This is a genomic window from Xanthobacter sediminis, from assembly GCF_043195015.1.
GTDB lineage: Bacteria > Pseudomonadota > Alphaproteobacteria > Rhizobiales > Xanthobacteraceae > Xanthobacter.
The window spans coordinates 136,610-161,523 of sequence record NZ_JBAFWH010000009.1; the positions used below are offsets into that span (position 1 = coordinate 136,610).

Below are 24,914 nucleotides of genomic sequence, written 5' to 3' on the forward strand. Positions count from 1 at the left end.
GTGTCCTTCGGGTCCTCAGGCTGGCTGGTAGGCGGCCTGGATCATGGCATCGGAAAGGGTGGCGTAGGCGCTCGTCCAGGCATCGCGGACGTCCGGGGTGAAGTCGGCGCCGAGGCCCTGCTCCAGGGTCCACAGCAGGGCCGCGCCGACCTTCGCGTAATCCTCGGGAGCGACCCCGTAGTCGACATGCTTCACCGCCAGCGCCTTCACCGCCGGCAGGATGGTCTCGAGGTTCGCGAGGCCGTTGACCACCACCGCGAGGGTGGCCATCAGCTTCCTGCCCTGGTCCGTCATGTCGCCCTTGAAGAGGGGCTTCACCTCCGGCGCGGTCTCGAACAGGCGACCGTAGAACAGGCCCGCCGCCGCATCCTTGATGGGCACCACCTTCGCGAAGGAGGCGCGCACCAGCTCGATCTGATCCGTGTTCATCGCTGTGCTCCGCTCGTGTCAGCCCAGGGCCCCGGCCCGGGGCGCGGACTGGCGCGCCATGCGCGCCGCCCTCTTGTTCTGGATGGCCTGGAGCTGCTCCGGTGCCGGGTTCGCGCCGCCCTCATAGGCTTCGAGGAAGTCGAGCAGCTCCTCGCGATAGGCGTAGTAATCGGGGTGGGACAGGAGCGCCTTGCGGCTGCGGGGGCGCGGCAGGTCCACCGCCATGATGTTCCCGATCTTCGCGTTCGGCCCGTTGGACATCATCACCACCCGGTCGGCCAGCAGGATCGCCTCGTCCACGTCATGGGTGACGCAGATGGCGGTGACCTTGGTGCGCGCCCACACCTCCATCAGCACTTCCTGCAGTTCCCAGCGGGTGAGGCTGTCGAGCATGCCGAAGGGCTCGTCCAGCAGCAGCAGCTTGGGCGAGAGGGCGAAGGCGCGGGCGATGCCCACCCGCTGCCGCATGCCGTTCGAAAGGTCGGCGGCGAGGCGATGCATGGCATCGCCGAGGCCCACGCGCTGGAGATAATATTCCACGATGTCGCGCCGCTCGGCCGCGCTGGCCTCGGGGTAGACCTTGTCCACGCCCAGCGCCACGTTCTCCCGCGCCGTGAGCCACGGCATGAGGGAGGGCGCCTGGAACACCACCGCCCGGTCCGGCCCCGCGCCGGAGACCTCGCGCCCGTCGAGCACGATGCCGCCGGACGAGATGGCGTTGAGCCCCGCCGCCATGGACAGAACGGTGGACTTGCCGCAGCCGGAATGGCCGATGATGGAGATGAACTCGCCCTTGTTGATCTTCAGGTCGAAGCCGTCCACCACGGTGAGCGGCCCCTTGGGAGTGGGATAGACCTTGCGCACCTCGAAGAATTCGACATAGCGCCGCTCGATGGGCGAATGGGCGCGCTTGGCGTAGGCCGCGGGCAGCTTCTCCGCCTGGGGCTTCTGGGTGATGGGCACCACCTTGGGCAGGCTGATCTCGCGGTGCGCGTCCACGCCGCGCCGGGCGCCGAGGTCGAGCAGATATTCCGTCACCTCCGCGCGGATGCGGATGAACGCGGGGTCCGAGTTCATGGCGCCGCGCTCACGCGGGCGGGGCAGGTCCACGGCGAAGGAGCGCCCCAGGCTCGCCTCGGGACCGGGGGTGAGCGGCAGGATGCGGTCCGCCAGCAGGATCGCCTCGTCCACGTCGTTGGTGACGAGGACGATGGTCTTCCTCTCCCGCTCGCAGATGGCGGCGAACTCGTCCTGCAGCTTGGCGCGGGTGAGCGCATCCAGCGCCGAGAGCGGCTCGTCCAGCAAAAGCACATCCGGCCGCATGGCGAGGGCGCGCGCCACCGACACCCGCTGGCGCATGCCGCCGGAAAGCTCCGCCGGCTTCCGCTCCTTCGCGTGGGAAAGGCCCACCATGTCGATGTAGGAGGAGACGATCTCGCGCCGCTCCGCCTTCGGCATGGCCTTGTGCACCGCCTCCACGGCGAGCGCCACATTGGCCTCCACCGAGAGCCAGGGCATGAGCGCGTAGTTCTGGAACACCACGCCCCGCTCCGGCGCGGGCCCGGTGACGGGCGCGCCCTTGAAGCGCACCGTCCCGGCATCGGGCTGGGCAAGGCCGCTCAGCAGGGAGATGAGCGTGGACTTGCCGGAGCCGGAGAAGCCGACGATGGCAATGAACTCGCCCTCGCGCACATCGAGGTCGATGCCCGCCAGCACCGGGTTGCGGGCATCCCCCGTCCCGAAGCCCTTGGCGACGCCGCGCGCTTCGAGGATGGGTGCGGTTTCCAGCGGCTGGAGCGCGTTCATGTTCCGGCCCTCAGCGGTTCGTGGAGAAGGTGAAGGCGGACTGGAGCGCATACATCAGCCGGTCGAGCGCGAAGCCGATGATGCCGATGGTGAACACCGCCACCATGATGCGCGCCAGGGAGGTGGAGGACCCGTTCTGGAATTCGTCCCACACGAACTTTCCGAGGCCGGGGTTCTGGGCCAGCATCTCGGCCGCGATCAGCACCATCCAGCCCACGCCCAGGGAGAGCCGGAGCCCCGTGAAGATGAGCGGCAGGGCCGAGGGCAGCACCAGCTTGCGGATGGTGGTGAAGGTGGAGAGCTGCAGCACCTTGCCGACGTTCACCAGATCCTTGTCGATGGAGGCGACGCCGAGCGCGGTGTTGATGATGGTGGGCCACAGCGAGCACAGCGTCACCGTCACCGCCGAGATCACCATGGACTTCGGCAGCCAGTCGGAGGGGTTCAGGTAGACCGCCGAAACCACCATGGTGACGATGGGCAGCCACGCCAGCGGCGACACCGGCTTGAAGATCTGGATCAGCGGATTGATGGCGCCGTTGAAGGTCTTCGAGAGGCCGGAGGCGATGCCCACGGGAACCGCGATGAGCGTGCCGATGACGAAGCCCAGCCCCACCGTGAAGAGGGAGGTGAAGATCTGGTCCACATAGGTGGGCTTGCCGGTATAGGCGCGCACCTTCACCTGGTCGGCCTTGCCCTGGGCCACCAGGGCGGCATTGCGGGCCTCCTGGCGGGCGTAGAAATCCGCGGCCTTCTGGCGCTCGGCGGCGTGGTCGGCGAACAGCACGCCGGCCTGCTCCACCACCGCCATGGGGCCGGGGATGGCGCCGAGAGAGGTCTGCACCTTGGGCGCCAGCAGCGCCCAGACAGCGAGGAACACCAGGATGCCCGCGAGCGGCACCAGCAGCACCCGCTTCAGCTCGCCGAGCTGCTCGGAGACGTTGTCTCCGGCAGCGATCTTCAGGAGCGGGACCACGAAGCCGAGGCCCAGCACATTGAGCCAGGAAGCGGCGCGGTTGATGGCCTGGAAAGCCTTCTCCCGGCGCGCGGCCTTGGCGGCCGCGCCATCGAGGGTGTGGGAAACATCGGACATAAGAGGAGTCCTCGCCTGAAGCGCGCTCAGCCGCCGGTGACCTGGTTGCCCTCGACCTTCTGGCCGCCCTTCAGGCCGATGGGGAGGGAGTCGATGTAGGCGTTGGGGGCCTTGCCGTCGTAGGTGACGCCGTCGATGAAGTCGGAGGTGGCGGGCTTGTAGCCGTCGGTGCCGAAGGGAAATTCATCCTTCTTCGCCTTGCCCTCCTCGACGAGGAGCGCGGCCGCCTTCATGTAGATGTCGGGCTTGTAGACGTCCTTGGCGGTCTGGGCATACCAGGCGTCGGACTTCTGCTCGGGGATCTGGCCCCAGCGGCGCATCTGGGTGAGATACCAGACGGCATCGGAATAAAAGGGATAGGTCGCGTTGTAGCGGAAGAAGACGTTGAAATCCGGCGCCGGGCGCTTGTCACCCTTCTCGTATTCGAAGGTTCCGGTCATGGAATTGGCGATGACCTTGGCGTCCGCGCCCACATATTCGGACTTCGCCAGGATCTTCACCGCCTCCGCCCGGTTTGCGTCGTTGTTTTCGTCCAGCCAGCGCGCGGCGCGGATCAGCGCCTTGGTAAGGGCGAGGGTGGTGTTCGGATATTTCTGCGTGAATTCCTTGGTGAGGCCGAACACCTTCTCGGGGTTGTTCTTCCAGATCTCGTAATCGGTCACCACAGGTACGCCGATGCCCTTGAACACCGCCGCCTGGTTCCAGGGCTCGCCCACGGCGTAGCCGACGATGGTGCCGGCCTCGAGGGTCGCCGGCATCTGCGGCGGCGGGGTCACGGAGAGGAGCGCGTCGGCCTTGATCTGGCCCGAGACATCGGAAGGCGAATAATAGCCGGGGTTGATGCCGCCGGCGGCGAGCCAGTAGCGCAGCTCGTAATTGTGGGTGGAGACCGGAAACACCATGCCCAGGTTGAAGGGCTTGCCCTCGGCCTTGTAGCGATCCACCACCGGCTTCAGCGCGTCGGCCTTGACGGGATGCTGCGGCTTGCCGTCGGGGCCCGTGGGGACCTTCGGCTTCATCTCCTCCCACACGGCGTTGGAGACGGTGATGGCATTGCCGTTGAGATCCATGGAGAAGGGCGTGACGATGTCGGCCTTGGTGCCGAAGCCGATGGTGGCGGCAAGCGGCTGGCCGGCCAGCATGTGGGCGCCGTCGAGCTCGCCGGTGATGACGCGGTCGAGCAGCACTTTCCAGTTCGCCTGCGGCTCCAGGGTCACATAGAGCCCCTCGTCCTCGAAGAAGCCCTTCTCCTTGGCGATGGCCAGCGGCGCCATGTCTGTGAGCTTGATGAAGCCCAGCTTCAGCTCGTCCTTCTCCACCGGCAGCGGGCCGGCGAAGGCGGGCGCGGAAAGCCCCACCGCAAGCGCCAGCGAGGAGAGAAGGAAGAAGCGCTTCGTCACGGCATCGGTCATGTGTGCCAATCTCGAAGTTCGGGGACAGTGCCCGGTTGAGGTCGAGGCCCGCGCAGGCGGGGGGCGAAAAGCAAAAAAGCCGCGAAACCGTTTCCAGGCCCCGGGAGGGACAGGAACAGTTTGGCGGCTTTGCCAGGGCACCCGTCGTTGGGTGCCGAATATTGGGATGAGCTACAGAACCATGCTTATTCTAATTCTGCAACAACCATTCTTTTGCGGTGCGCCATTTGCTTCACATTTGGCGCGATTGCCTGGAAATTGAACAGGCCACGCTCAGTCCTCGGTCATATCCGGCACCCGCGCGGCCATCTGCGCGCGGATGTAAGCGTCGATATGGTCGGGATCGAAGATGTGCCCGTCGAAAAAGCCATCCGGCCCCAGCACGAGGCTGGAGTTGGCGGCGCCCACGGGCGTCGGCGCCAGAAGGGCGCCTTCCACCTTGAGATTCGCGCCGGGCAGCGGCGCTCCCAGGCCGCGCAGCGCCCGCCGGTAGAGGTCCGGACGGTAGGAATCGCGTGCGATCAAGGCGTTGTGCGGAGAATGGCTGCACAGCCCCCAGCGCACCATTTGGCTGTAGAACCACAGCGCGTGGCTCTGCCAGGGGAAAGTGGCGGCCTTGGCGGCGGTGAGGAAGAAGTCATCCACCTGCACGATGCGGCCGGGCGCCACCTCCATCGCCCCACTGAGGCCCGTGAGCAGCAGCGCGGGGTCCACGTCCAGGAAGCGGGGCGCGGCGAGGATGCGGGCGAGCTCGGCGTGGTTGCCCCTCTCCGCGCACCACAGGGCGGCGCGATAGAGCGCGCGCAGGAAGGCATCCAGCGCCGCGGGGTTCTCGTCCGCCCACGGGCGGGAGACGCCGAGCACTTTCTCCGGGCTGGAGCGCCAGATCTTCGCCTTCACCGTGGCGAGATGCCCCGCGCCCCAGCGCACTGCGGCCGTGTTCCAGGGCTCGCCGGCGCAGAAGCCGTCGATCTCGCCCCGCGCCAGCGCCGCCGGCATCTGCGGCGGCGGCAGCACCACGATCTCCACATCGCGGTCCGGGTCGATGCCGCAGGCGGCGAGCCAGAACCGAAGCTCGAAATTGTGCCCGGAGAAGGAATAGACGACGCCGAACCTGAGCGCCGACAGCCCCCGCCCCCGCCGCGCGGCCACCACCCGGCGCAGGGCGCGGCCGGCGATGCCGGCATCGAGCGTCTCGTCGGCCCCAGCCTCCTCCATCTCACGCGCCACCGCGTTTGAGACCGTCACCGCATTGCCGCCCAGGCCCATGGCGATGGGCGCGATGAGCGAGGGCGAGAGCGGGAACAGGCCCAGGTTAGCCGCGATGGGCATAGGCGCGAGGATGTGCGCCGCGTCGAGCGCGCCCACCGCGAGCCGGTCGCGGATGCTGCTCCATGAGGGCTCGCGGGTGAGCGTCACCACAAGGCCCTCCTCGCGGATGAAGCCCTTCACCACCGCGCTCACCACGATGGCGCTGTCGAGCAGGGGCACGAAGCCCACCCGGATGTCGGCATCCTCGGACACGGCTAGCCCTCCAGCAATCCAGCCGCCATGACGAGGCTCTGGGCGATGTCGGCGATCTTGCGGTTCTGGTTCATGGCGGTGCTGCGCAGCAGCTTGTAGGCCGCCTCCTCCGAAAGCCCGCGCGATTTCATGAGGATGGCCTTGGCGCGGTCCACCGTCTTGCGGTTCTCCAGCTCGGTGCGCGCCTCCTCCAGCTCCCGCGCCATGCGCGAGAAGGCGTTGAAGCGGCTGATGGCCATGTCGAGGATGGGCTTCACCCGCTCCTGCTTCAGCCCGTCCACCACATAAGCGGAGACGCCCGCCTCCACCGCCGCCTCGATGGCGGCCCTGTCGGAGCGGTCCACGAACATGGCGATGGGCCGCCGCACCGAGCGCGAGAGCAGGAACATGCTCTCCAGCATGTCGCGGTTCGGATTTTCGAGGTCGATTACGATCACGTCCGGCGCCACGCGCTCGATGGTGCGCGCCACGCCCTGGATCTCATGCACCACGTCGACGCGGGTGTGCCCCGCCGCGCGCAGACCCTCCTCGATGATCTGCGCGCGAATGGCGTTTTCGTCGATGACGAGAATGGAAAGATCCGCGTCGCGCATCACGCCTTCATGCCCGAGCTTCGCACGCGGTGCCACGCCGGCACGGCCCATGCGCCCTCATCAATACACATCCCGGACATAACGCCTCGCCGCGCCCATGCGCGCAACATAGTCCCGCGCCGCCTCGGCGCCCAGCCCGCCGTGGGCGGCGGCGATGTCCACGAGCGCGCCCTCCACGTCCTTCGCCATGCGCGCGGCATCGCCGCAGACATAGACATGGGCCCCCTCCTCCAGCCACCGCCACAGCTCGGCGCCGGCCGCGCGCATGCGGTGCTGCACATAGATCTTCTCCGGCTGATCGCGGGAGAAGGCGGTGTCGAGGCGGGTCAGGTGGCCGCCCTTCAGCCACTCCTCCAGCTCGTCCCGGTAGTAGAAATCGCTGGCGGCCTGCTGCTCGCCGAAGAACAGCCAGTTGCGCCCGCGCGCACCGGTGAGCGCGCGCTGTTGGAGGAAGGCGCGGAACGGCGCGATGCCGGTTCCGGGGCCGATCATGACGACGGGCGTCTCGGCCGCCTCGGGCACCCGAAAATGGGTGGAAGGCTGGATGAACACCTCCGCCTCCTGCGCCCGGTCGGCCAGGAAGGCGGAGGCCACCCCCGCCCGCCGCCGCCCCTCGCAGGCATAGCGGACGATGGAGACGGTGAGGTCCACCTCTCCCGGCGCGGCCAGTGGGCTCGACGCGATGGAATAGAGCCGCGGCCGAAGGCGCTTGAGCGTTGCCACGAGCTCCCCCGCATCAGCCGCGCGCGGCCTGCGGCGCAGGATATCCGCGAGCTGCCGGCCCCACAGCCAGCGCTCCAGCTCCGCCCGTTCCCCGGCGAGCAGTTCGGCAAGCTCGTCGTCTCCCGCGAGGCCGGCCCACCAGCGCAGCACGTCCCCGTGGGGCCGGGCGATCTCGCAGTGGCGCTCCAGCGCCTCGCGCAGCGGCATCTCGCCCGAGGCGCCGAGGCGCACCGGCGCATCAGGAGAAAGGGAGAGCAGCTCCATGATCTCCGCCGCGAGGGCGGGATCATTGCGCGGCACGATGCCCAGCGCGTCCCCGGCCTCGTAGGCGAGGGTGCCGATGGCGAGGCCGATCTGGCGCACCTCCTTGCCGCTGCCCGGCGCATTGAGCAGGCGGTTGCGGACGATCCGGGCGGGCCGCGCCTCGCGCGGGCCCCGGGCCGGCGCCGGCCTCGGCGCGGGCGAGACCTCGGCGGAAGGGACGGCGCCGAGCATGCGCGCCGCGCTGCGCCGCCATTCGGCCACCGCCTCCTCCCCGTCCGGCTCGCAATCGGCGCGCTCCAGAAGGCGCTGGCCGCCCAGCTCCGCGAGGCGCGCGTCGAGCTTGCGGCCGAAGCCGCAGAACTGCGCGTAGGTACTGTCGCCGAAGGCCAGCACGCCGAAGCGCAGATCCTGGAGCGGGGGCGCTTCCGGCCCGCTGAGCCGCGCCCAGAAGGCGCAGCCGTTGTCCGGCGGGTCGCCGTTGCCGAAGGTGCTTGCCACGAACAGCGCGGTGCCGGCGCGCGGCAGATCCTCGGGCGCCAGCTCGTCCATGGCCGCGAGGCGCACGCCAAGCCCGGCCTCGCGCAGCGCCTCGGCAAGGGCGCCGGCCTCCGCCTCCGCCCGCCCCGTCTGCGAGGCGAAGGCGACGATGACGGGCGCATCCGCCGCCCCGCCCACCGGCATGCGGGAGAACAGGCCGGCGAAGAGGCCGTTCACCACCAGCCGCGTGGCGTCGCCCACCGGCGCCGAGGGCGGCAGCACAGGCACCTCGCGCCCTTCCGCCACCGGCTGCGCCATGAGCCCGCTGAGCATCCCCTTCAGGTAGAGCCGCTCCTCTGGCGTCAGCGCGAGGTCCAGCCCCGGCGCCACGCCCAGCAGCTCGGCGCAGGCCGAGATGGCGGAAGAGGGCGCGGCGGCCGGCATCGGCACACGCGGGGCATCAGGTACATGGGGTGCGCGCGCCATTTCCATGGCCTCCCGTTCCGGCGCGGGGCCCACCCGGGAAAGGGCCACCGCGGCGATTTTCAGTTCCGGCTGGTGGGACAGGGGGTCGACCGCATCGCTCGTCACCGCGTTGATGGCGAGGCCGTCACCGAACACGTCGTTCCAGTGGAAGGGTGCGAAGCAGGCATCCTCCGCCACCCGGTCGCTGAGCCGCGCCGGCAGCACCGCCCGCCCGCGCCGCGAGCGCACCTCCACCCGATCCCCCTCGCCGATGCCGAGCCGCGCCGCGCGCTCCGGGTGCAGTTCCAGGAACGGCCCCGGATTGAGCTTGTTGAGGGCCGCTACCTTTCCGGTCTTGGTGAGGGTGTGCCACTGATGCTGCAGCCGCCCGGTGTTGAGCACCAGCGGGAAGTCCGCGTCCTGCTGTTCCGCAGGCGGCACATGGGGCGAGGGCACGAAGCGCGCCCGCCCGTCCGGGGTCGCGAAGCGCAGCGCAGGCGTGGTGCCGTCGGCCGCAGCACGCATCGGCATATGGCGGCCGTCGTTCAGGTAACGGATGGGGTTGCGCACCGCCCCCTCGGGCGCGAGCGGCCATTGCAGCGGCCCCGCCCGCAGCCGCGCATGGCTCGCGCCCCGCAGGTCATAGCCGCTGGCGGGATTGGAGAAGCCCGCGATCTCCGCGAACACCTCGGCCGCATCCGCATAGGCGAAGGCCTCTTCATGGCCCATGGCGCGGGCCACATCGGCGATGAGCCTCCAGTCCGCCCGCGCGGCGCCTGGGGGCGCCACCGCACCGGCGGCGAGCGTGAGGGTGCGCTCCGAATTGACGAGCACGCCCTCCGCCTCCGCCCATAGGGCGCCGGGCAACAGCACATCGGCGTAGACGGCGGTCTCGGTGTCGAGGAAGGCATCCTGCACGATGACCAGCTCGGCGGCCTTCAGCGCGTCGATCACCACCTGTCGGTTCGCCACCGAGGCCACCGGATTGGTGCAGACGATCCAGCAGGCCTTGATGCGCCCCGCCTTCATCTCCTCGAACATGGCGAGGGTGCCGGTGGCCGCCTCGGGGCGGATGGTGCCGGCGGGCAGGCCCCAGCGGGCTTCGGTGAAGGCGCGGTCGGCGGCGCTGGCCACGCTGCGCTGTCCGGGCAGGCCCGGCCCCATGTAGCCCATTTCCCGCCCGCCCATGGCATTGGGCTGGCCGGTGAGGGAGAAGGGGCCGGCGCCGGGCCGGCAGATCTGCCCGGTGGCGAGGTGCAGGTTGCAGATGGCGGTGGTGTTGGCGGTGCCGTGGCTGCTCTGGTTGAGGCCCATGGTCCAGCAGGTGGTGAAGGCCTTCGCCGCGCCGATCATGCGGGCGGCCGCGCGCAGGTCCTCCTCCGTGATGCCGGTGAGGGCGGCCACGGCCTGTGGCGCGTAATCCGAAAGCTGCGCCTCCACCTCCGCCCAGCCGGAGGTGTGGCGGGCGATGAAATCCGGGTCGAGGCCGCCTTCCGCCGCCAGCAGGTGCAGCAATCCATTGAGGAAGGCGAGATCCGTGCCGGGCCGCCCCCGCAGGAAGAGATCCGCCTTCTCGGCGGTGGCGGTGCGGCGCGGGTCCACCACGATGAGCCGCGCGCCCGCCTTCACCCGGTCCATCATCCGCAGGAACAGGATGGGGTGGCAATCGGCCATGTTGGCGCCAATGACGAGAAACAGGTCGGCGGCGTCGAAATCGTCATAGGAGCCGGGCGGCGCGTCGGAGCCCAGGGAAAGCTTGTAGCCGCTGCCGGCGCTCGCCATGCACAGGCGCGAGTTCGATTCGATATGGCGCGTGCGGATGAAGCCCTTGGCCAGCTTGTTGGCGAGGTATTGCGCCTCGATGGACATCTGGCCCGAGACGTAGAAGGCGAAGGCATCCGGCCCCTCGCGGTCGATGATGTCCCGAAGCCGCCCGGCGGTGTGGGCGATAGCTTCGTCCACCGGCAGGGGAAGCTGCTCCGCCCCCCGCGCGTCCCGCACGAAGGCGCCCGTCAGCCGGCCCCTGTCGAGCGGCTCGGCGCAGGTGGCGCCCTTGGTGCACAGGCGGCCGGCATTGACCGGATGCGCCTTGTCGCCGCTCACCTTCACCACCTTGCCGTCGCGCACGTCGAGCACGATGCCGCAGCCCACCCCGCAATAGGGGCACACGCTCCGTACCTGCTCCGCCGCCTGTTTCGCGCCGCTCATGCCTGCCCCGAAACGAAAAAAGCCGCCACCGACGCTCCCGAATGCGGAAGCGCAGGTGGCGGCTTTGCCACTGGGGATCATGTCCCCCTGCCGCCGGTCCCCAACGCGAGGCCCAGCGGCGATGTCTCTTATGCCATAAATAAAACGGAAGCCGCGCGTGAACGCAAGCCCCGCCGCGCGACGGCCTACCGCCCGGCCGGTGAGGCGGCAACGTAGCGGATGGCGCGGTGAATCAATTCGGCCAGAGTGCCGACGCCGAGCTTGGCCTTGAGCTGCGAGCAGGTGTTGGCCACGGTCTTGTAGCTCACCCCCAGCTCGTCCGCGATCTGGCCATAGGCCTTGCCCTCCGCCAGCAGCGCCAGCGCCTGCAGCTCGCGCGGGGTGAGATCAGCCATGGTGCCGGGGCGGGCTCGGCTGCTCATCATCGCCACCTCCAGCGCCAAAGCATGGCTGATGTAGGGCTGGCCCTTCCGCACCTTGTCGAAGGCTTCGAGCAGGTCGGCGGCGGAGGTGTCCTTCACCAGATAGCCGGTGGCGCCCGCCTCCAGCGCACGGCTTGCGATGACCGGATCCGCATGCATCGAGAAGACCAGGATCGGCGTGCGCGCCGCCTGGGCCCGGAACCGCCGCACCAGTGAGAGCCCCGCGAGGCCGCTGCCGCTGAGCGCGAGATCCACGATCACCACATCCGGCCGCCGGCGGCGGAACAGACGATAGCCGGCGAGCGCGGTGCTCGCCGCCGTCAGCTCGCACACCCCCGCTTCCTCCAGGATGTAGCGGCACCCCTGGGCGACGATGGGGTGGTCGTCGATCAGAAGAACATTCGTCATGGTCTTGCCCCCTCCGCCGCGGGCGCATCGAGCGGAACCTCCACCTTAAGGCGAGCGCCACCCTCTTGGCCGGCTGTGAGGGCGCACCAGCCACCCAGCGCGCGCACCCGCTCGCGCATGCCGGCGAGCCCCAGCCCCTCCGAGGCGCCGCGCGGCGGACCGGCGCCCAGACCTACGCCATCGTCCTGAACGTCGAGGCGCAGCCATGCCCGGCCCTCCCCGTCCACACGCTCCGCGAGGGCAAGCCGCACGGTGCGGGCCTCGCCGTGTCGCAACGCATTGGTCACCCCTTCCTGGGCGCAGCGATACAGGGTTGCCTCCACCGCGGCGCCGTAGCCGGTGCGCAGAGGGGCTGCCTCCAGCCGGAACGCGCGCTCCGGATCGTGGCGGCGGAAGTCGGCGAGGAGGTTCTCCAGCACATCCGCCAGCGGCACGCAGCCCAGGGCGGGCGGCCGCAGGCGCCGCAGCAGGCGCCTGTTGGCCTCCTGCATCCGCGCCACGATGTCCACGAGGCTGCCGGCCCGCTCGGCGAGCCGCGGCGCCAACGCGGGCGGGGCCTGGACCGCCATGCGCGCGAGCGAATCGGAACCCGCCTTCAGGCCGAACAGCAGCGGGCCGAGCTCGTCATGCAGCTCGCCGGCGATACGGCGGCGCTCTTCTTCCTCCAGGCCCACGAGGCGGGCGCTGAGGCGGGCATTCTCCCGCCGGGCGGCGTCAAGCGCGGCAGCGAGCGCGTTCACCCCCTCCGCCGCCTCGGCCAGCTCACGCACGCGGGGCGGCGCCAGAGGCCGGACGAAGCGCGCCTGCTGAAGATCGCCCAGCGCGGCGCGAAAGCGCCCCAGCTCGCGCCGCACCCGCCCGAGCGCCACGAACAGCGCCGCGAGGATGGCCGCGTTCACCCCCACCGCCACGGCAGCGAAATCCGTCATGTCGTTCCAGACTTCCGCGACCTCGTCATCGGGCACGCCCGCCACCGTCACGTGCGCGACAGTGGCACCGCCGACGGTGACCGCCACCTCGCGAACCATCTCCTCCACGCCCACAAGCCGGGCGAACCATGCGGGCGCCCGTTCGTCGGCGGCTGGCGCACGGGCCTCTTCCGCATCGGAGATCACTCGCCCGCCGGCATCGGAAACGCTCAGCCGGACATGGCGCAGGTGACGAAGGTGGCTGGGCAGCGCCGCATCCAGCGCGCGCGGGTCCTCGGCGATGCGCTCGGCGGCCTCGCGCACCATCTGTTCGGCCATCTCGACGGAGGCCGCCATCTCGCTGCGCGCCGCCGCGCGGGCATTGAGCACGATCACCCAGCCCGCCACCAGCGCCGCCGCTGCGTTGATGGCGAGCACGATGCCGAGGACCTGCGCGCGCAGGGTTGGCACCCGCTGGCGCGCCGGCGCGGAAATGGCGCTGGCGGGCACGCGCTCTGCCCCCGCCATGCTCACCGCGCGCCCCATCCGGAGATGAAACACTCCACACGCTTCTCCCGCATTAATTCAGACTCTTATCTTATTATTATTTTCAAATGTGACGCAGACTATCGTCACGGCAACATTATACGTTTTGCCGACCCTGTATCCAGCACGAAACGCCCCTGGGGAAGGCGATGCCACGCGGCGACGTTTTCCACCTCGTCGCAAGGCCTTGGGCATTTTTCCCGGAACCGATTGCCGATTTTTCCCGTCCGAAATTGCACAAACATCGCGAGACAAGACCGGCGCAAAGCTTTCAACTCTCATCACGCCAAGAATAAATGATAAGAAAAATATAAGAATTTTGAGGATCTTGTCGCAATCGGAGGGCGACGGACTCAAGACATCGCGAGACAAAGCCCGGAGCCGCGCATGCGGCCGCGCGGCACGCGCACCTCTTCAGCAATAAGCGGCCACGACGAAGGGCCGCCCGCAGGACGGCCGACCGGCACGCGCCGTCCGTAAAGCCCAACGACACGCCGGTCGAGGAAACCCCGAGGACACGCCAGATGAACAGACTTCTGTCTTCCGCATCCCTTGTCGCCGTCACCCTCGCGCTCGCGGTGGGCGCCGCCAACGTCGCGAGGGCCAACGACAAGCTGGTTGAGCTCGCCAAGAGCGACGAGAACTGGCCCATGACGGGCAAGAATTACGACGCCAACAACTTCAGCCCTCAAAAGCAGATCAACAAGGACAACGTGGCGAAGCTGCGCCCGGCCTGGTCCTTCTCCACCGGCGTGCTCAGCGGCCACGAGGGCACGCCGCTGGTGGTGGACGGGGTGATGTATATCCACTCGCCCTTCCCCAACACCACCTTCGCGCTGGGCCTGGACGATCCCGGCCATATCCTGTGGCAGCACAAGCCCAAGCAGAACCCCACCGCCCGTGCGGTCGCCTGCTGCGATGTGGTGAACCGCGGCCTCGCCTACTGGCCCGGCGACGGCAAGACCGGCCCCCTCATCATCAAGACCCAGCTCGACGGCAACGTGGTGGCGCTGAAGGCGGACACCGGCGAAGAATACTGGAAGCTGGAGAATTCCGACATCAAGGTGGGCTCCACCCTCACCATCGCGCCCTATGTGATCAAGGACACGGTGCTGGTGGGCTCCTCCGGTGCGGAGCTCGGCGTGCGCGGCTACGTCACCGCCTATGACGTGAAGACCGGCGCCCAGAAGTGGCGCGCCTACGCCACCGGTCCCGACGAGCAGGTGATGCTCGCCGACGACTTCAACAAGGCCAATCCGCAATATGGCCAGAAGGGCCTCGGCACGAAGACCTGGGAGGGCGACGCCTGGAAGATCGGCGGCGGCACCAACTGGGGCTGGTACGCCTTCGATCCCTCCACGAACATGGTCTACTACGGCTCCGGCAATCCCGCGCCGTGGAACGAGACCATGCGTCCCGGCGACAACAAATGGACCATGACCATCTGGGGCCGCGACATCGACACCGGTGAAGCCCGGTTCGGCTACCAGAAGACGCCACATGACGAATGGGATTATGCCGGCGTCAATGTGATGATGCTGTCCGAGCAGAAGGACAAGACCGGCAAGATGCGCAAGCTTCTGACGCATCCGGACCGCAACGGCATCGTCTATACTCTCGACCGCACCGATGGCAGCCTCGTCTCCGCCGACAAGATCGACGACACGGTCAACTGGGTGAAGAAGGTGGACCTGAAAACGGGCCAGCCGGAGCGCGACCCGGAATACGGCACCCGCATGGACCATGTGGCGCGCGATGTCTGTCCCTCGGCCATGGGCTACCACAACCAGGGCCACGACAGCTACGACCCGGCACGCCAGACCTTCTTCATGGGCATCAACCACATCTGCATGGATTGGGAGCCCTTCATGCTGCCCTACCGGGCGGGCCAGTTCTTCGTCGGCGCGACGCTGAACATGTATCCCGGCCCCAAGGGCGACCGGCAGAACTACCTCGGCCTCGGCCAGGTGAAGGCCTATGACGCCATCAACAACAAGTACAAGTGGGAGGTGATGGAGCGTTTCGCGGCCTGGGGCGGCACGCTCGCCACCGCCGGCGGCGTGATGTTCTACGGAACGCTCGACGGCTTCATCAAGGCCCGCGACAGCGACACCGGCAAGCTGCTCTGGAAGTTCAAGCTGCCTTCCGGCGTCATCGGCCATCCCATGACCTACACGCACAACGGCGTCCAGTATGTCGCCATCTATTACGGCGTGGGCGGCTGGCCGGGCGTGGGCCTGGTGTTCGATCTCAACGACCCCACCGCCGGCCTCGGCTCCGTGGGCGCGTTCAAGAACCTCCAGCACTACACCCAGATGGGTGGCGGCGTGATGGTGTTCTCGCTCGACGGCAAGGGCCCCTACGACGACCCGAACGTGGGCGAATACGCCTCCGGCGGCTGACCCCCACCGCCGATGCCGGCCGCCGCTCGCCCTCGGCGGCGGCCGGTCCCTCTCGCGTCACATTCCGCAGCGCCGGCCCCGCGGCCACTGGCGCAGGCGAACCTCACGAGGAGGCGTCCATGCCCCGTATCGCATCTTCCACCGGCACCGCCCTCGCCGTCGTGCTCGGCACCGCGCTTGCCGCCACCGCGACGGTGGCCGCCCAGTTCGCTCCGACCAATGACAGGGGCGAGGCCAAGACCACCGAAACCACTGTGGCGCAGGCCGCCGCCGGCACCCTGCGCATCTGCGCCTCCGAGGTGGAGGCGCCCTTTTCCCAGAAAGGCGGCGAGGGCTTCGAGAACCGCATCGCCAAGGTGCTCGCGCAGGCCATGGGCCGCGAGGCGGTGTTCGTCTGGTCGGGAAAACCGGCCATCTACCAGGTGCGCGACGGGCTCGACAAGAACCTGTGCGACGTGGTGATGGGCGTGGATACCGGAGATGCCCGCGTGCTCTCCTCCAGGCCCTATTATCGCACGAGCTATGTATTCGTGACGAAGGCCGACAGGAACGTCTCGACCGGTGACTGGCAGGACCAGCAGATCAAGGATCTCGGCCGGTTCGTCATCCGCTTCTACTCGCCTGGCGAGACCATGCTGAAGAAGCTCGGCAAGTATGAGGACAATGCGGCCTATCTCTACGGCCTCGTGAACTTCCGCTCGCCGCGCAACCAGTATGTGGAGATCCCCGGCGAGCGCATGGTGAGCGAGGTGGCGAAGGGCGACGCCGACATCGCCTTCGCCTTCGCTCCGGAGGTGGCGCGCTATGTGAAGGCCTCCCCCGTGCCCCTGCGCATGACGGTGGCGACCACCGACCTCTCCCGCTTCGACGGCACCCCCATTCCGCTCCACTACGACCAGTCCGTGGCGGTGCGCAAAGGCGACGAGGCGCTGCTGAAAGAGGTGGACGCGGCGCTGGTGAAGGCACGGCCGCAGATCGACGCCATCCTGGTCGAGGAAGGCATTCCCCTGCTGAAGCCCAACAGCTGACCCGGCTTCCGCTTCTGCCCCCAAAAGCTCCGGTTTCAAGACATGCGCGACTTCTGCTGGATCAAGCTCGCCACCCGAGGCCTCATCGCGAGCATCGCGGTGCTCGGCTGCGCCATCACCGCCCAGGCGACGCTCAATTTCACCCACACCATCACCGGCCAGCCCCTGGACCTTTCCGAGGCGCCGCCGGAAGGGCGCGACACCGAGGCAGTGAAGGTGTTCCTCGCCACCGGCAAGAACATCTACCTGGAGAACGAGAGCTGCCTGCCCAAGGGCAAGGACCTGTTTCTCTCCATGTGCTCGGGCTGCCATGGCCACTATGGCGAGGGCAAGATCGGGCCCGGCCTCAACGACGCTTATTGGACCTATCCCAAGAACATGACCGACCAGGGCCTGTTCGAAACCATCTTCGGCGGCGCCAACGGCCAGATGGGGCCCATGTACGGTGCCCTCACCCTGGACGACATGCTGCACGTGATGGCCTGGGTGCGCCACGTCTACAAGGACGACCCGCAGGAGGCCATCTGGCTCACCCCCGCGCAGCGCGCCGCCTTCAAGCCCTTCGACGGACACAACGATCACACCCCGCCCATTGAGCAGGCGCCGGTGTGCAAGGCGAGCGCCGCCACCGCGGCTAGCCTCAATTCGGAAACGGGAGGAACCAAGCAGTGAGCCAATTCCATCGCCTTCGCCGCGCCTTCGCCCGCCCGGCGCTGACCGCCATCGCCGCCGCCGGCACGGTTCTCGCCGCCTCCGGCGCCTTCGCCTACGACGGCACCAGCTGCCGCGCGCCGGGGGACTGCTGGGAGCCGAAGCCCGGCTACCCCGACAAGGTCGCGGGCTCGAAGTATGACCCCAAGCACAGCCCGACGGAGCTGAACAAGCAGTCCCAGTCCATCGCCGCGATGGAGGAGCGCAACAAGAAGCGCGTCGAGTATTTCCAGAAGACCGGCAAGTTCGTCTACGACGTGAGCAAGATCCCCACGAACTGACGACCGCCGCGCCCGACCCCCACCAGCAGGGCAGAAGCCTGAACATTTTCTGCCGGGCAATCCTCCGATGGATGGTGGGCCAACTGGCGCGGCCCGCCGGAGTGCGAGCAGGTCCCTCGCGACCTTTCCGCCCCGGCCGGCTGCGCCTTTTTTCCCGCGCTCAGCCTGCGCGGGGAGCATGCGGGACAAGAACGGACATGGAAACCGACCAGGACATGGACGCCGCCGCCGGCACCGATGCCACCCTCACCGAATGGCGTTCCCGCGCCCGCGCCTTCGAGCGCGAGGTGGGGAAGGTGGTGCTGGGGCAGGAGCGGGTCATCCGCCTCCTCGCCATCGCCGTCTTCGCGCGCGGCCATGTGCTGCTGGAGGGCGACGTGGGCGTGGGCAAGACCACGCTGCTGCGCGCCATGGCGCGCGCCATCGGCGGCGCCTATGCGCGGGTGGAGGGCACCATCGACCTCATGCCCACGGATCTCGTCTACGACGCGCGCATTGCCGACGACGGCCGCCCGCGCATCGATCCCGGCCCGCTGCTGAAGCGCGGAGCCGACCTCTCCATCTTCTTCTTCAACGAGATCAACCGCGCCCGGCCGCAGGTGCATTCCCTGCTGCTGCGGCTGATGGCGGAAGGCTCCGTCTCCGCCTTCGGCCGGGACGAGCATTTCCCCCACCTCCAGGTGTTCGCGGACCGCAACCGCGTGGAGCGGGAAGAGACCTTCGAGCTGCCCGCCGCCGCCCGGGACCGCTTCTTCATGGAGGTACAGGTGGCGATGCCGGAGGATCGCGAGGCCCGCCGCGCGCTCATCTTCGATCCCCGCTTCCACGACACCGACCGGCTCATCGGCGAGGTGGGCGAGGGCCTGCTGGACCATCGCCGCCTCGGCGCCGTCGCCCGCCTCATCCAGCAGAGCGTGCACGCCAGCCCCGCCATCGCCGACTACACCATCGCCTTGTGGGATGCGGTGCGCGCGCCGCACAAGGCCGGCATCACTTTGCCAGAGGTGCGCATGGAGCGCCTGGTGCAGGGTGGAGCGAGCCCGCGCGGCCTCTCCTTCCTGGTCCGCGCGGCGCGCGTGCGCGCCTGGCTGGAAGGGCGCGACATGGTGGTGCCGGAGGACCTGCGCGCCGTGTTCCCGGAGGTGATGGCCCACCGCATCTTCCTCGATCCGGTCTACGAGATGCGACGGGACATGCTGGCGGGCGCGCTCTGCCGCGCCGCCTTCGAGACGGTGCCGGTGCCATGACCGGCACCGCCCCGGCCGACAGCGATCCGCGCGCCATTCCCGTGCTGCCCTATGCGCTGCGCTGGCGCCCGCGCGGGCAGGCGCCCGGCGCGCACCCGGCCGCCGGGCGCGGCGGGGAAGGGCTGTTCCAGGGCCTCGTGCCGCTGCTGGCGCAGGCGGACCCCCGCCGCATCGACATCCGCGCCAGCCTGCACGATCCGTTCGAGGCGATCCACGCCCGCGCCTTCGCCCCCCGCCGCGCCGCCACGGTGGCCGTGATGCTGGACCTGTCCGGCTCCATGGGCTTCGGCGGCGTGCGCAGCGAGGTGGCGCAGCTCGCGGCCACGGTGGCCGCCTCCGCCCATGCCTGCGGCGACGCCTTCTGCCTCCTCGCTGCCGACGCCGCGCCGCGGCCGGAGCTGCACATTCCCCCCACCCGCCGCCGGGGCCTCGCCGGCGAGGTACGCGCCCGCATCGCCTCCGCCACCTGCGCGGGAGCGAGCGGCCGGGGCCTCGCCGCGACAGCGGAGCACCTGCCGCGCGGCCGCGCACTCGTGTTTCTCATCTCCGATTTCCTGATGCCGGAGGCGGACATCACCGCCGTGCTTGATTCTCTCTGGCGGCACCAGATCATCCCCGTGGTGGCGCGCGACAGCCGGGCGGAGAACGCGCTGCCGCCCTTCGGCCTCCTCGACCTTCAGGACGCGGAAACCGGCCGCCGCCGCCTTGTGGTGATGCATCCGCGCCTGCGTGCACGCTGGCAGGCGCAGGCCGCGGCACGGCGCGCAGCGCTCGATGCCCTCTTCGCGGCGCGCGGCGCCGCGCCCTTCCACCTCGTCGACCGGTTCGACCCCGATGCGCTGCTCGACCATCTCGCGCGCCGCTAGGGCGCTCACCCTTTCAGGGGCTCTGGTGCTGGCGCCGGTCGTCGCGGCGGCGGACCTCACCGTCCGGACCCCGCGCGCCTTCGGCTACGTGCTCGGCGACACGCTCACCCTGGAAGCGCTGATCCGTCTCGACCCCGGCACGCGCCTCGATCCCGCAAGCGTGCCGCAGCCGCACCGCGTTTCGAGCTGGCTCGACCTCGTGGCCGTGGATGTCACCCCCGCACCGACCGCCGAGACCGAGGGACCCTTTCGCCTGCGGATGACCTACCAGAGCTTTTACGCCGCGCTGGAACCTCGCGCGCTGGAGATCCCGGCCGTTACACTCACCGTCCGCGACGCCGCGGCACGGCGGGAATTGATCGTGCCGCCCTTCCGCTTTGTCACCTCGCCCCTGCGCGAGCTGGCGCCGAGCACCGGCGGCAACCCGCTGGCCCTGCAACCGGACATTCCCCCTTCGCCCTTCCCCCTTCGCCCCGAGGCGGAACGGGCGGGGCTCGCGGCGGCAGTCCTGGCCCTGACGGGAACGGGGCTGGCGGTGGCGCGGGGCTGGCGCCCCTTCTGCCGTCGTCGCCGGCCGTTCGATGCGGCGGCACGCGCCATCCGCAGGCCGGGCGCGCCACAGGATGCGGCGGCCTATCTTTCCGCTCTCGTCGCCCTGCACCGCGCCTTCGATGAAACCGCCGGCCGCCGCCTCCTGGCGGAGGACATCGCCGATTTCCTCTCCCGAGCGCCGCATCTCGCGGAGCGGCAGGCGGACGTGGCGCGCCTGTTCGAGGCCTCGCGCATCGCCTTCTTCGGGGCGGGCGCCGAGGCGGCCATGGCGCGGCTTTCGCCACCGGAGCTTATCGCCCTCGCCACCCGCCTCGCGCAGGCGGAGCGGCAGGGGCCCGCGCGAATCGCGGAGGGCGCGGCATGACGGCGGGCTTCGACGGATGGGCCGACGACCTCGGAACCGGCCTCGCCGTGGACCACCCGCTGGCGCTCCTGATGCTCGCGCTTTGCCTGCTGCCGCTGCTCGCCGGCCCCTTTCGTGGCGCCATGACACCCGGCCTCGCGCTCGCCCCGCGCGACGGGCTTTCCAACGCGGCAAGCCTCGCGCTGAAGGCGGCCGGCGTGGTGGCCATCGGCGCGCTGGTGCTGGGCCTTGCCGGGCTGCATCGCAGGGCGCAGAGCATCACCCGCATCGGCAGCGGCGCGAACCTGATGCTGCTGCTCGACCGCTCCGCGAGCATGGACACCACCTTCGCCAACCGGCAGCCGGGGCAGGGCGAGGAATCGAAATCCGCCGCCGCCAAGCGCCTGCTCACGGAATTCCTCGCGCGCCGGCCCGCCGACCGCATGGGCGTCGCCGCCTTCTCCACCTCGCCCATGCCGGTGCTGCCGCCGAGCGACCACCGCGATGCGGTGGCGGCCGCCATCGCCGCCATCGATCGGCCGGGGCTCGCGCTCACCGACGTGGGGCGCGGCCTGGCGCTGGCGCTGGAGGCCTTCCGGGACGAGCCGGCCGAAGGCAACGACGCCGTGCTGCTGGTGTCCGACGGCGCGGCCCTCATCGACCCGCACGTGCAGGCCGCCGTGCGCGATGCCCTGAAGCGGCGGCCGGTGCGGCTCTACTGGCTGTTCCTGCGCACCGCCGGCGCGCGCGGCATCTTCGACCGCCCCGAGGCCCCCGGCGAGGACACGCCGCAGGTGATGCCCGAGCGCCACCTGAACATCTTCCTCGCCAGCCTCGGCGTGCCCTATCGCGCGTTCGAGGCGGGCAACCCCCAGGCGGTGGCCGACGCCATCGCCGAGATCGACCGACAGGAGAGCCGGCCCGTGCTCTACGCCGAGCGCGTGGCGCGGCGGGACCTCGCCGGGCCCTGCTACGCGGCGGCCGCCTGCGCCCTCGCCTTCCTCACCGCCGCCAAGCTCGCGGAGCGTCGGCTCGATGCCCGCCTGCCAACGGTGGGAACGCCCCCTCACGGGAGGACCACGGCATGACGACGGCATCCGCCGCTCCCGCATGGCGCCGGCCCGCGCGGCACGCCCTGCGGGCTATGCTCGCGCTCGTGATTCTGGCGGCGCTCGCCGCGCTCGTGGTGCTGGGGCTGCGGCTCTCCACCCACATGCGTGGCAATACGAACATCGCCGCGCTTGCCGCCGGCCGCGACGTGCCAGTGAACACCGATGCGGCGCCGCGCCTGCTGCTGGCGCGCGCGCACTTCCTCATGGTGCGTGACCGGCTGGACGAGGCGCAGCCGCTGGTGGACCTTCTCGCCCGCCGCGACCAGGGCCCCCTGGCCGTGGCCGGGCTCTACGACCTCGGCAATGCGCGGCTCGCCCGCGCCATCGCGCATCTGGAGCGCATGGAGATCGATCCCGCCGTGCCCCAGGTCCGGCTGGCGAAGGCCGCCTATCGCGCGGCCCTCGCCCGCGCGCCGGAGTTCTGGAACGCCAAGTACAACCTGGACGTGGCGCTGCGCCTCGTGCGCGATTTCCCGGAGCTCGACCGGGAGCCGAAGGACGAGCCGCAGCAGGCGCCGAAGCGGGTGTGGACGGACCTTCCCGGCCTGCCCAAGGGGTTGCCCTGATGCCCGCCCCTCTCCGCCACGCCGACCCGCGCGCGCTCGCGTTGGGCACCGCCCTTCTCCTCGCCCTCGTGGCGCTGCTCGTGCCGCCGATGGCGGCGCCCGGCAGCGCCTATCGCCTGGTGGCCATCGTCGATGTCACCGGCTCCATGAACGTGCGCGACGCGGGAGAAGGCGGGCATCCCGCCTCGCGGCTGGAGGCGGTGAAATCCACCCTGCGCGACCTCGCCGCGCGGCTGCCCTGCGGCTCTCGGCTCGGGCTCGGCATCTTCACGGAGCGGCGCAGCTTCCTGCTGTTCGAGCCCATCGACACCTGCGCCGATTTCGCCCCGCTCGACGGCGCCATAGCCGCCCTCTCCTGGCGCATGGCCTGGGAGGGCGACAGCTATGTGGCGCGCGGGCTCTATTCCGCCATCGATCTCGCCACGCCTCTTGATGCCGACCTTATCTTCTTCACTGACGGACAAGAGGCGCCGCCCCTGCCCCACTCCGGCATCCCGCCGTTCTCCGGCGAACGCGGCAGGGTGGGCGGCCTCCTCGTCGGGGTCGGCGGCCCGCTGCCGGCGCCCATTCCCCGGTTCGACAATTTCGGGCGCGAGGCGGGCTTCTACGGCCCCGCCGACGTGCCCCAGGAGAACCGGCACGGCCCGCCGCCGGACAATGCCGATGCGCGCGAAGGCTGGCATCCGCGCAACGCCCCCTGGGGCGCTGAAAGCGCCGCCGGGGAGGAGCACCTGAGCGCCATGCGGCCCGATCATCTGCGCGCCCTCGCCGCGGCCACCGGGCTCGCCTACACGCCGCTGCGCCCGGCCGGAACGCTGCTGGAGGCGCTGGAGACGGCCGCCCGGCCCCGGCCGGTCGCCGCCACCCGCGCGCTCGCGCCCGTGCCCGCCGCGCTCGCCCTGGCTTTGCTTGCCGGCATCTACGGGGCGCCCCTCGTTCTTTCGCTTCGCCACAGGAGGACAGCCTCGCCATGACCGCCCGCCCCTCACGCCGCCTCGCCCTCTGGTGCGCCCTTGCCTGCGTCCTCGTTGGCCTGCCCGCCCACGCCCACGGGCCAACCCCCCAGAAGGCGGAGGAGACGATGGTGATCGATGCCCCGCCGGAAGCCGTGTGGAAGCTGCTGGGCGACTTCGGTGCCATCGCTTCCTGGCATCCGGACGTGAAGGCGGCAAGCGCCACCGGCAGGGAGCCCGGCGCGGAACGGGTGCTGGTGCTGGAGAAGGGCGAGATCACCGACGGGCTGGACGAGATCGACCCCGCCGCGCGCCGCATCGCCTACCGTCTCTCGAAGGAGAATGTGGAGGCGTTTCCCGTGAGCTTCTACACCGCGACGCTTACGGTGGACGACGCTGGTGGCGGCAGGAGCAAGGTGGAATGGGCGGCGCGGCTCTACCGTGGCGACACCAGCAATTTCCCGCCCGACGAACTGAACGACGAGGCCGCCACCACCGCCATGTCCTCTTTTTTCGCCCATGGGCTGAAGGGCCTGAAGACCAAGGCCGAGAGCCGCGTGGCTGGCAGCGCGGCCCCGGCCGGCCGATGAGCCGCGCAGGCACGGCCGTCGCCGGCCTGTTGCTCTGTGTGCTCGCCTGGGAGCCGGCCTCCGCCGCGCGGCTGCTGGTGGTGTGCCAGGGCGGCAACGAGGTGCGCATCGTGGACCCCGACGCACCTGCCGCCGCCCGCGGCATTCCGGTGCCCAGGGCCCCGGCGGCGATCGCCCTCGCCCCCGGCGGCGGCGCCTATGTCACCCACCCCGATGCCGGGCTGGTAACGCGGATCGACATCGAACGGGCTGAGGTGACGGCTTCCGCGCCCGTCGGCGGCCAGCCGTTCGGCATCGTGGCCGATCCGGACGGAACCTCGCTCTATGTGGGCGACTGGAGCGCGGATCGCGTGCGCCGGCTCGATGCGAAGACCTTCGCGGAAACAGGACGCGTGGCGGTGGGACGCGCGCCCGCCGGGCTCGCTATCGACGGACGACGACGCGAGCTCTACAGCGCCGACCGGGAAAGCGGTGCCGTCAGCGTCATCGACCTTGCGACCTTCGCGCACGTCGCCTCGGTACCGGCTGGGGAAGGACCCTACGCCTTCGACGACGCCGACGACCCGAGCCGGCTCCGCGTGGTGAGCGTGCGCAGCGGGGAGCTGGTGGAGATCGACAAGGCGAAGAGAATTTCCACGCGCGAGCCGGTCGGCCGCATGCCCTATGGCGTCGCCAGCGATCCGCGCACCAGAGAAGTGGTGGTGGCCAACCAGCAGTCGGGCAGCCTGACACTTCTATTAGCCGACAAATCTGTATCCAGCCGCACGTTGCGCGTGGGGGGCTCGCCCGAAGCAGTACAGATAGAGTCTGAAAGGCGCCGCGCCTATGTGACGGATTGGTTTGCCGACAAAATAATTATCGTCGATCTTGACGCGTTTCGCGTCGCGGATCGGATTTCCGTCTGCAAGGGGCCGCGCGGCCTCGCGCTCCTGCCCTGAGCAGGCCGACGATGGGGGATCAGCTCTGCGGCCGATCCAGCGCCGCG

At 69.8% G+C, this 24,914-nt stretch carries 21 protein-coding genes; 12 read left to right on the forward strand and 9 right to left on the reverse strand.

The annotated features are described in order from the left end of the window. Positions 1–15: 15 nt before the first annotated feature. The 9 genes from V5F61_RS13580 to V5F61_RS13620 form a co-directional block, all read right to left on the reverse strand. Entirely contained in the window at positions 16–429 is a 414-nt protein-coding gene (locus V5F61_RS13580) for a globin family protein (RefSeq protein WP_393988530.1), read from the reverse strand. Between the two features lie 18 nt (positions 430–447). Beyond that, positions 448–2,235 (reverse strand): ABC transporter ATP-binding protein, encoded by a 1,788-nt coding sequence (locus V5F61_RS13585; RefSeq protein ID WP_393988531.1) that lies wholly within the window; start codon positions 2,233–2,235, stop codon positions 448–450. 10 nt (positions 2,236–2,245) lie between these two features. Further along, complete coding sequence (locus tag V5F61_RS13590) at positions 2,246–3,328, reverse strand: ABC transporter permease (RefSeq protein WP_393988532.1); 1,083 nt, start codon at positions 3,326–3,328, stop codon at positions 2,246–2,248. A gap of 26 nt (positions 3,329–3,354) precedes the next feature. Then, entirely contained in the window at positions 3,355–4,740 is a 1,386-nt protein-coding gene (locus tag V5F61_RS13595) for a CmpA/NrtA family ABC transporter substrate-binding protein (RefSeq protein WP_393988533.1), read from the reverse strand. Between the two features lie 273 nt (positions 4,741–5,013). Then, complete coding sequence (locus V5F61_RS13600) at positions 5,014–6,264, reverse strand: CmpA/NrtA family ABC transporter substrate-binding protein (RefSeq protein ID WP_393988534.1); 1,251 nt, start codon at positions 6,262–6,264, stop codon at positions 5,014–5,016. A 2-nt stretch (positions 6,265–6,266) separates the two neighbouring features. Then, the gene (locus V5F61_RS13605; RefSeq protein ID WP_393988535.1) at positions 6,267–6,857 is read right to left on the reverse strand and encodes an ANTAR domain-containing response regulator; all 591 of its coding nucleotides are present in this window, start codon (positions 6,855–6,857) and stop codon (positions 6,267–6,269) included. Positions 6,858–6,917: 60 nt separating this feature from the next. Further along, complete coding sequence (locus tag V5F61_RS13610; RefSeq protein WP_393988536.1) at positions 6,918–10,994, reverse strand: molybdopterin-dependent oxidoreductase; 4,077 nt, start codon at positions 10,992–10,994, stop codon at positions 6,918–6,920. 185 nt (positions 10,995–11,179) lie between these two features. Continuing rightward, the gene (locus V5F61_RS13615) at positions 11,180–11,824 is read right to left on the reverse strand and encodes a response regulator (RefSeq protein ID WP_393988537.1); all 645 of its coding nucleotides are present in this window, start codon (positions 11,822–11,824) and stop codon (positions 11,180–11,182) included. After that, a complete protein-coding gene (locus tag V5F61_RS13620; protein ID WP_393988538.1) occupies positions 11,821–13,293 on the reverse strand; it encodes a histidine kinase in 1,473 nt (490 codons plus the stop codon). Before V5F61_RS13620 ends, V5F61_RS13615 begins: the two co-directional genes overlap by 4 nt. A gap of 509 nt (positions 13,294–13,802) precedes the next feature. On the opposite strand from V5F61_RS13620, the gene V5F61_RS13625 reads away from it, so the two are divergent. The 12 genes from V5F61_RS13625 to V5F61_RS13680 all read left to right on the forward strand — a co-directional run bounded on the left by V5F61_RS13625 (position 13,803) and on the right by V5F61_RS13680 (position 24,867). Next, positions 13,803–15,680: a methanol/ethanol family PQQ-dependent dehydrogenase gene (locus tag V5F61_RS13625; protein WP_393988539.1), complete on the forward strand. Its 1,878-nt coding sequence runs from the start codon at positions 13,803–13,805 to the stop codon at positions 15,678–15,680. A gap of 119 nt (positions 15,681–15,799) precedes the next feature. Next, on the forward strand, positions 15,800–16,708 hold the full coding sequence (gene moxJ, locus V5F61_RS13630) for a methanol oxidation system protein MoxJ (RefSeq protein ID WP_393988540.1): 909 nt from the start codon (positions 15,800–15,802) through the stop codon (positions 16,706–16,708). 42 nt (positions 16,709–16,750) lie between these two features. After that, positions 16,751–17,380 carry a cytochrome c(L), periplasmic gene (gene moxG, locus V5F61_RS13635; RefSeq protein ID WP_393988541.1) on the forward strand — a complete coding sequence of 210 codons (630 nt, stop codon included), beginning with the start codon at positions 16,751–16,753 and terminating at the stop codon, positions 17,378–17,380. Between the two features lie 41 nt (positions 17,381–17,421). Continuing rightward, entirely contained in the window at positions 17,422–17,700 is a 279-nt protein-coding gene (locus tag V5F61_RS13640; protein WP_393988629.1) for a methanol dehydrogenase [cytochrome c] subunit, read from the forward strand. Positions 17,701–17,897: 197 nt separating this feature from the next. Next, entirely contained in the window at positions 17,898–18,947 is a 1,050-nt protein-coding gene (locus V5F61_RS13645; protein WP_393988542.1) for an AAA family ATPase, read from the forward strand. After that, positions 18,944–19,813: a DUF58 domain-containing protein gene (locus tag V5F61_RS13650; protein WP_393988543.1), complete on the forward strand. Its 870-nt coding sequence runs from the start codon at positions 18,944–18,946 to the stop codon at positions 19,811–19,813. The genes V5F61_RS13645 and V5F61_RS13650 overlap by 4 nt, the downstream gene beginning before the upstream one ends. Before the next feature lie 25 nt (positions 19,814–19,838). After that, positions 19,839–20,729, forward strand: a complete 891-nt coding sequence (locus tag V5F61_RS13655; RefSeq protein WP_393988544.1) for a nonribosomal peptide synthetase MxaA — start codon at positions 19,839–19,841, stop codon at positions 20,727–20,729. After that, positions 20,726–21,796 (forward strand): vWA domain-containing protein, encoded by a 1,071-nt coding sequence (locus V5F61_RS13660; RefSeq protein ID WP_393988545.1) that lies wholly within the window; start codon positions 20,726–20,728, stop codon positions 21,794–21,796. The genes V5F61_RS13655 and V5F61_RS13660 overlap by 4 nt, the downstream gene beginning before the upstream one ends. Continuing rightward, complete coding sequence (locus tag V5F61_RS13665; RefSeq protein WP_393988546.1) at positions 21,793–22,386, forward strand: hypothetical protein; 594 nt, start codon at positions 21,793–21,795, stop codon at positions 22,384–22,386. The genes V5F61_RS13660 and V5F61_RS13665 overlap by 4 nt, the downstream gene beginning before the upstream one ends. Next, on the forward strand, positions 22,386–23,360 hold the full coding sequence (locus V5F61_RS13670; RefSeq protein ID WP_393988547.1) for a vWA domain-containing protein: 975 nt from the start codon (positions 22,386–22,388) through the stop codon (positions 23,358–23,360). Before V5F61_RS13665 ends, V5F61_RS13670 begins: the two co-directional genes overlap by 1 nt. Further along, on the forward strand, positions 23,357–23,929 hold the full coding sequence (locus V5F61_RS13675) for an SRPBCC family protein (RefSeq protein WP_393988548.1): 573 nt from the start codon (positions 23,357–23,359) through the stop codon (positions 23,927–23,929). Before V5F61_RS13670 ends, V5F61_RS13675 begins: the two co-directional genes overlap by 4 nt. Further along, complete coding sequence (locus V5F61_RS13680; RefSeq protein ID WP_393988549.1) at positions 23,926–24,867, forward strand: YncE family protein; 942 nt, start codon at positions 23,926–23,928, stop codon at positions 24,865–24,867. The genes V5F61_RS13675 and V5F61_RS13680 overlap by 4 nt, the downstream gene beginning before the upstream one ends. Positions 24,868–24,914: the final 47 nt, after the last annotated feature.

Coding starts and splice junctions, on each gene's coding strand:
- moxJ (WP_393988540.1), top strand. CDS start 15,800: ATGCCCCGTATCGCATCTTCCACCGGCACCGCCCTCGCCGTCGTGCTC.
- V5F61_RS13650 (WP_393988543.1), top strand. CDS start 18,944: ATGACCGGCACCGCCCCGGCCGACAGCGATCCGCGCGCCATTCCCGTG.
- V5F61_RS13675 (WP_393988548.1), top strand. CDS start 23,357: ATGACCGCCCGCCCCTCACGCCGCCTCGCCCTCTGGTGCGCCCTTGCC.
- V5F61_RS13615 (WP_393988537.1), bottom strand. CDS start 11,824: ATGACGAATGTTCTTCTGATCGACGACCACCCCATCGTCGCCCAGGGG.
- V5F61_RS13605 (WP_393988535.1), bottom strand. CDS start 6,857: ATGCGCGACGCGGATCTTTCCATTCTCGTCATCGACGAAAACGCCATT.
- V5F61_RS13645 (WP_393988542.1), top strand. CDS start 17,898: ATGGAAACCGACCAGGACATGGACGCCGCCGCCGGCACCGATGCCACC.
- V5F61_RS13665 (WP_393988546.1), top strand. CDS start 21,793: ATGACGACGGCATCCGCCGCTCCCGCATGGCGCCGGCCCGCGCGGCAC.
- moxG (WP_393988541.1), top strand. CDS start 16,751: ATGCGCGACTTCTGCTGGATCAAGCTCGCCACCCGAGGCCTCATCGCG.
- V5F61_RS13590 (WP_393988532.1), bottom strand. CDS start 3,328: ATGTCCGATGTTTCCCACACCCTCGATGGCGCGGCCGCCAAGGCCGCG.
- V5F61_RS13660 (WP_393988545.1), top strand. CDS start 20,726: ATGACGGCGGGCTTCGACGGATGGGCCGACGACCTCGGAACCGGCCTC.
- V5F61_RS13610 (WP_393988536.1), bottom strand. CDS start 10,994: ATGAGCGGCGCGAAACAGGCGGCGGAGCAGGTACGGAGCGTGTGCCCC.
- V5F61_RS13670 (WP_393988547.1), top strand. CDS start 22,386: ATGCCCGCCCCTCTCCGCCACGCCGACCCGCGCGCGCTCGCGTTGGGC.
- V5F61_RS13585 (WP_393988531.1), bottom strand. CDS start 2,235: ATGAACGCGCTCCAGCCGCTGGAAACCGCACCCATCCTCGAAGCGCGC.
- V5F61_RS13580 (WP_393988530.1), bottom strand. CDS start 429: ATGAACACGGATCAGATCGAGCTGGTGCGCGCCTCCTTCGCGAAGGTG.
- V5F61_RS13625 (WP_393988539.1), top strand. CDS start 13,803: ATGAACAGACTTCTGTCTTCCGCATCCCTTGTCGCCGTCACCCTCGCG.
- V5F61_RS13680 (WP_393988549.1), top strand. CDS start 23,926: ATGAGCCGCGCAGGCACGGCCGTCGCCGGCCTGTTGCTCTGTGTGCTC.
- V5F61_RS13595 (WP_393988533.1), bottom strand. CDS start 4,740: ATGACCGATGCCGTGACGAAGCGCTTCTTCCTTCTCTCCTCGCTGGCG.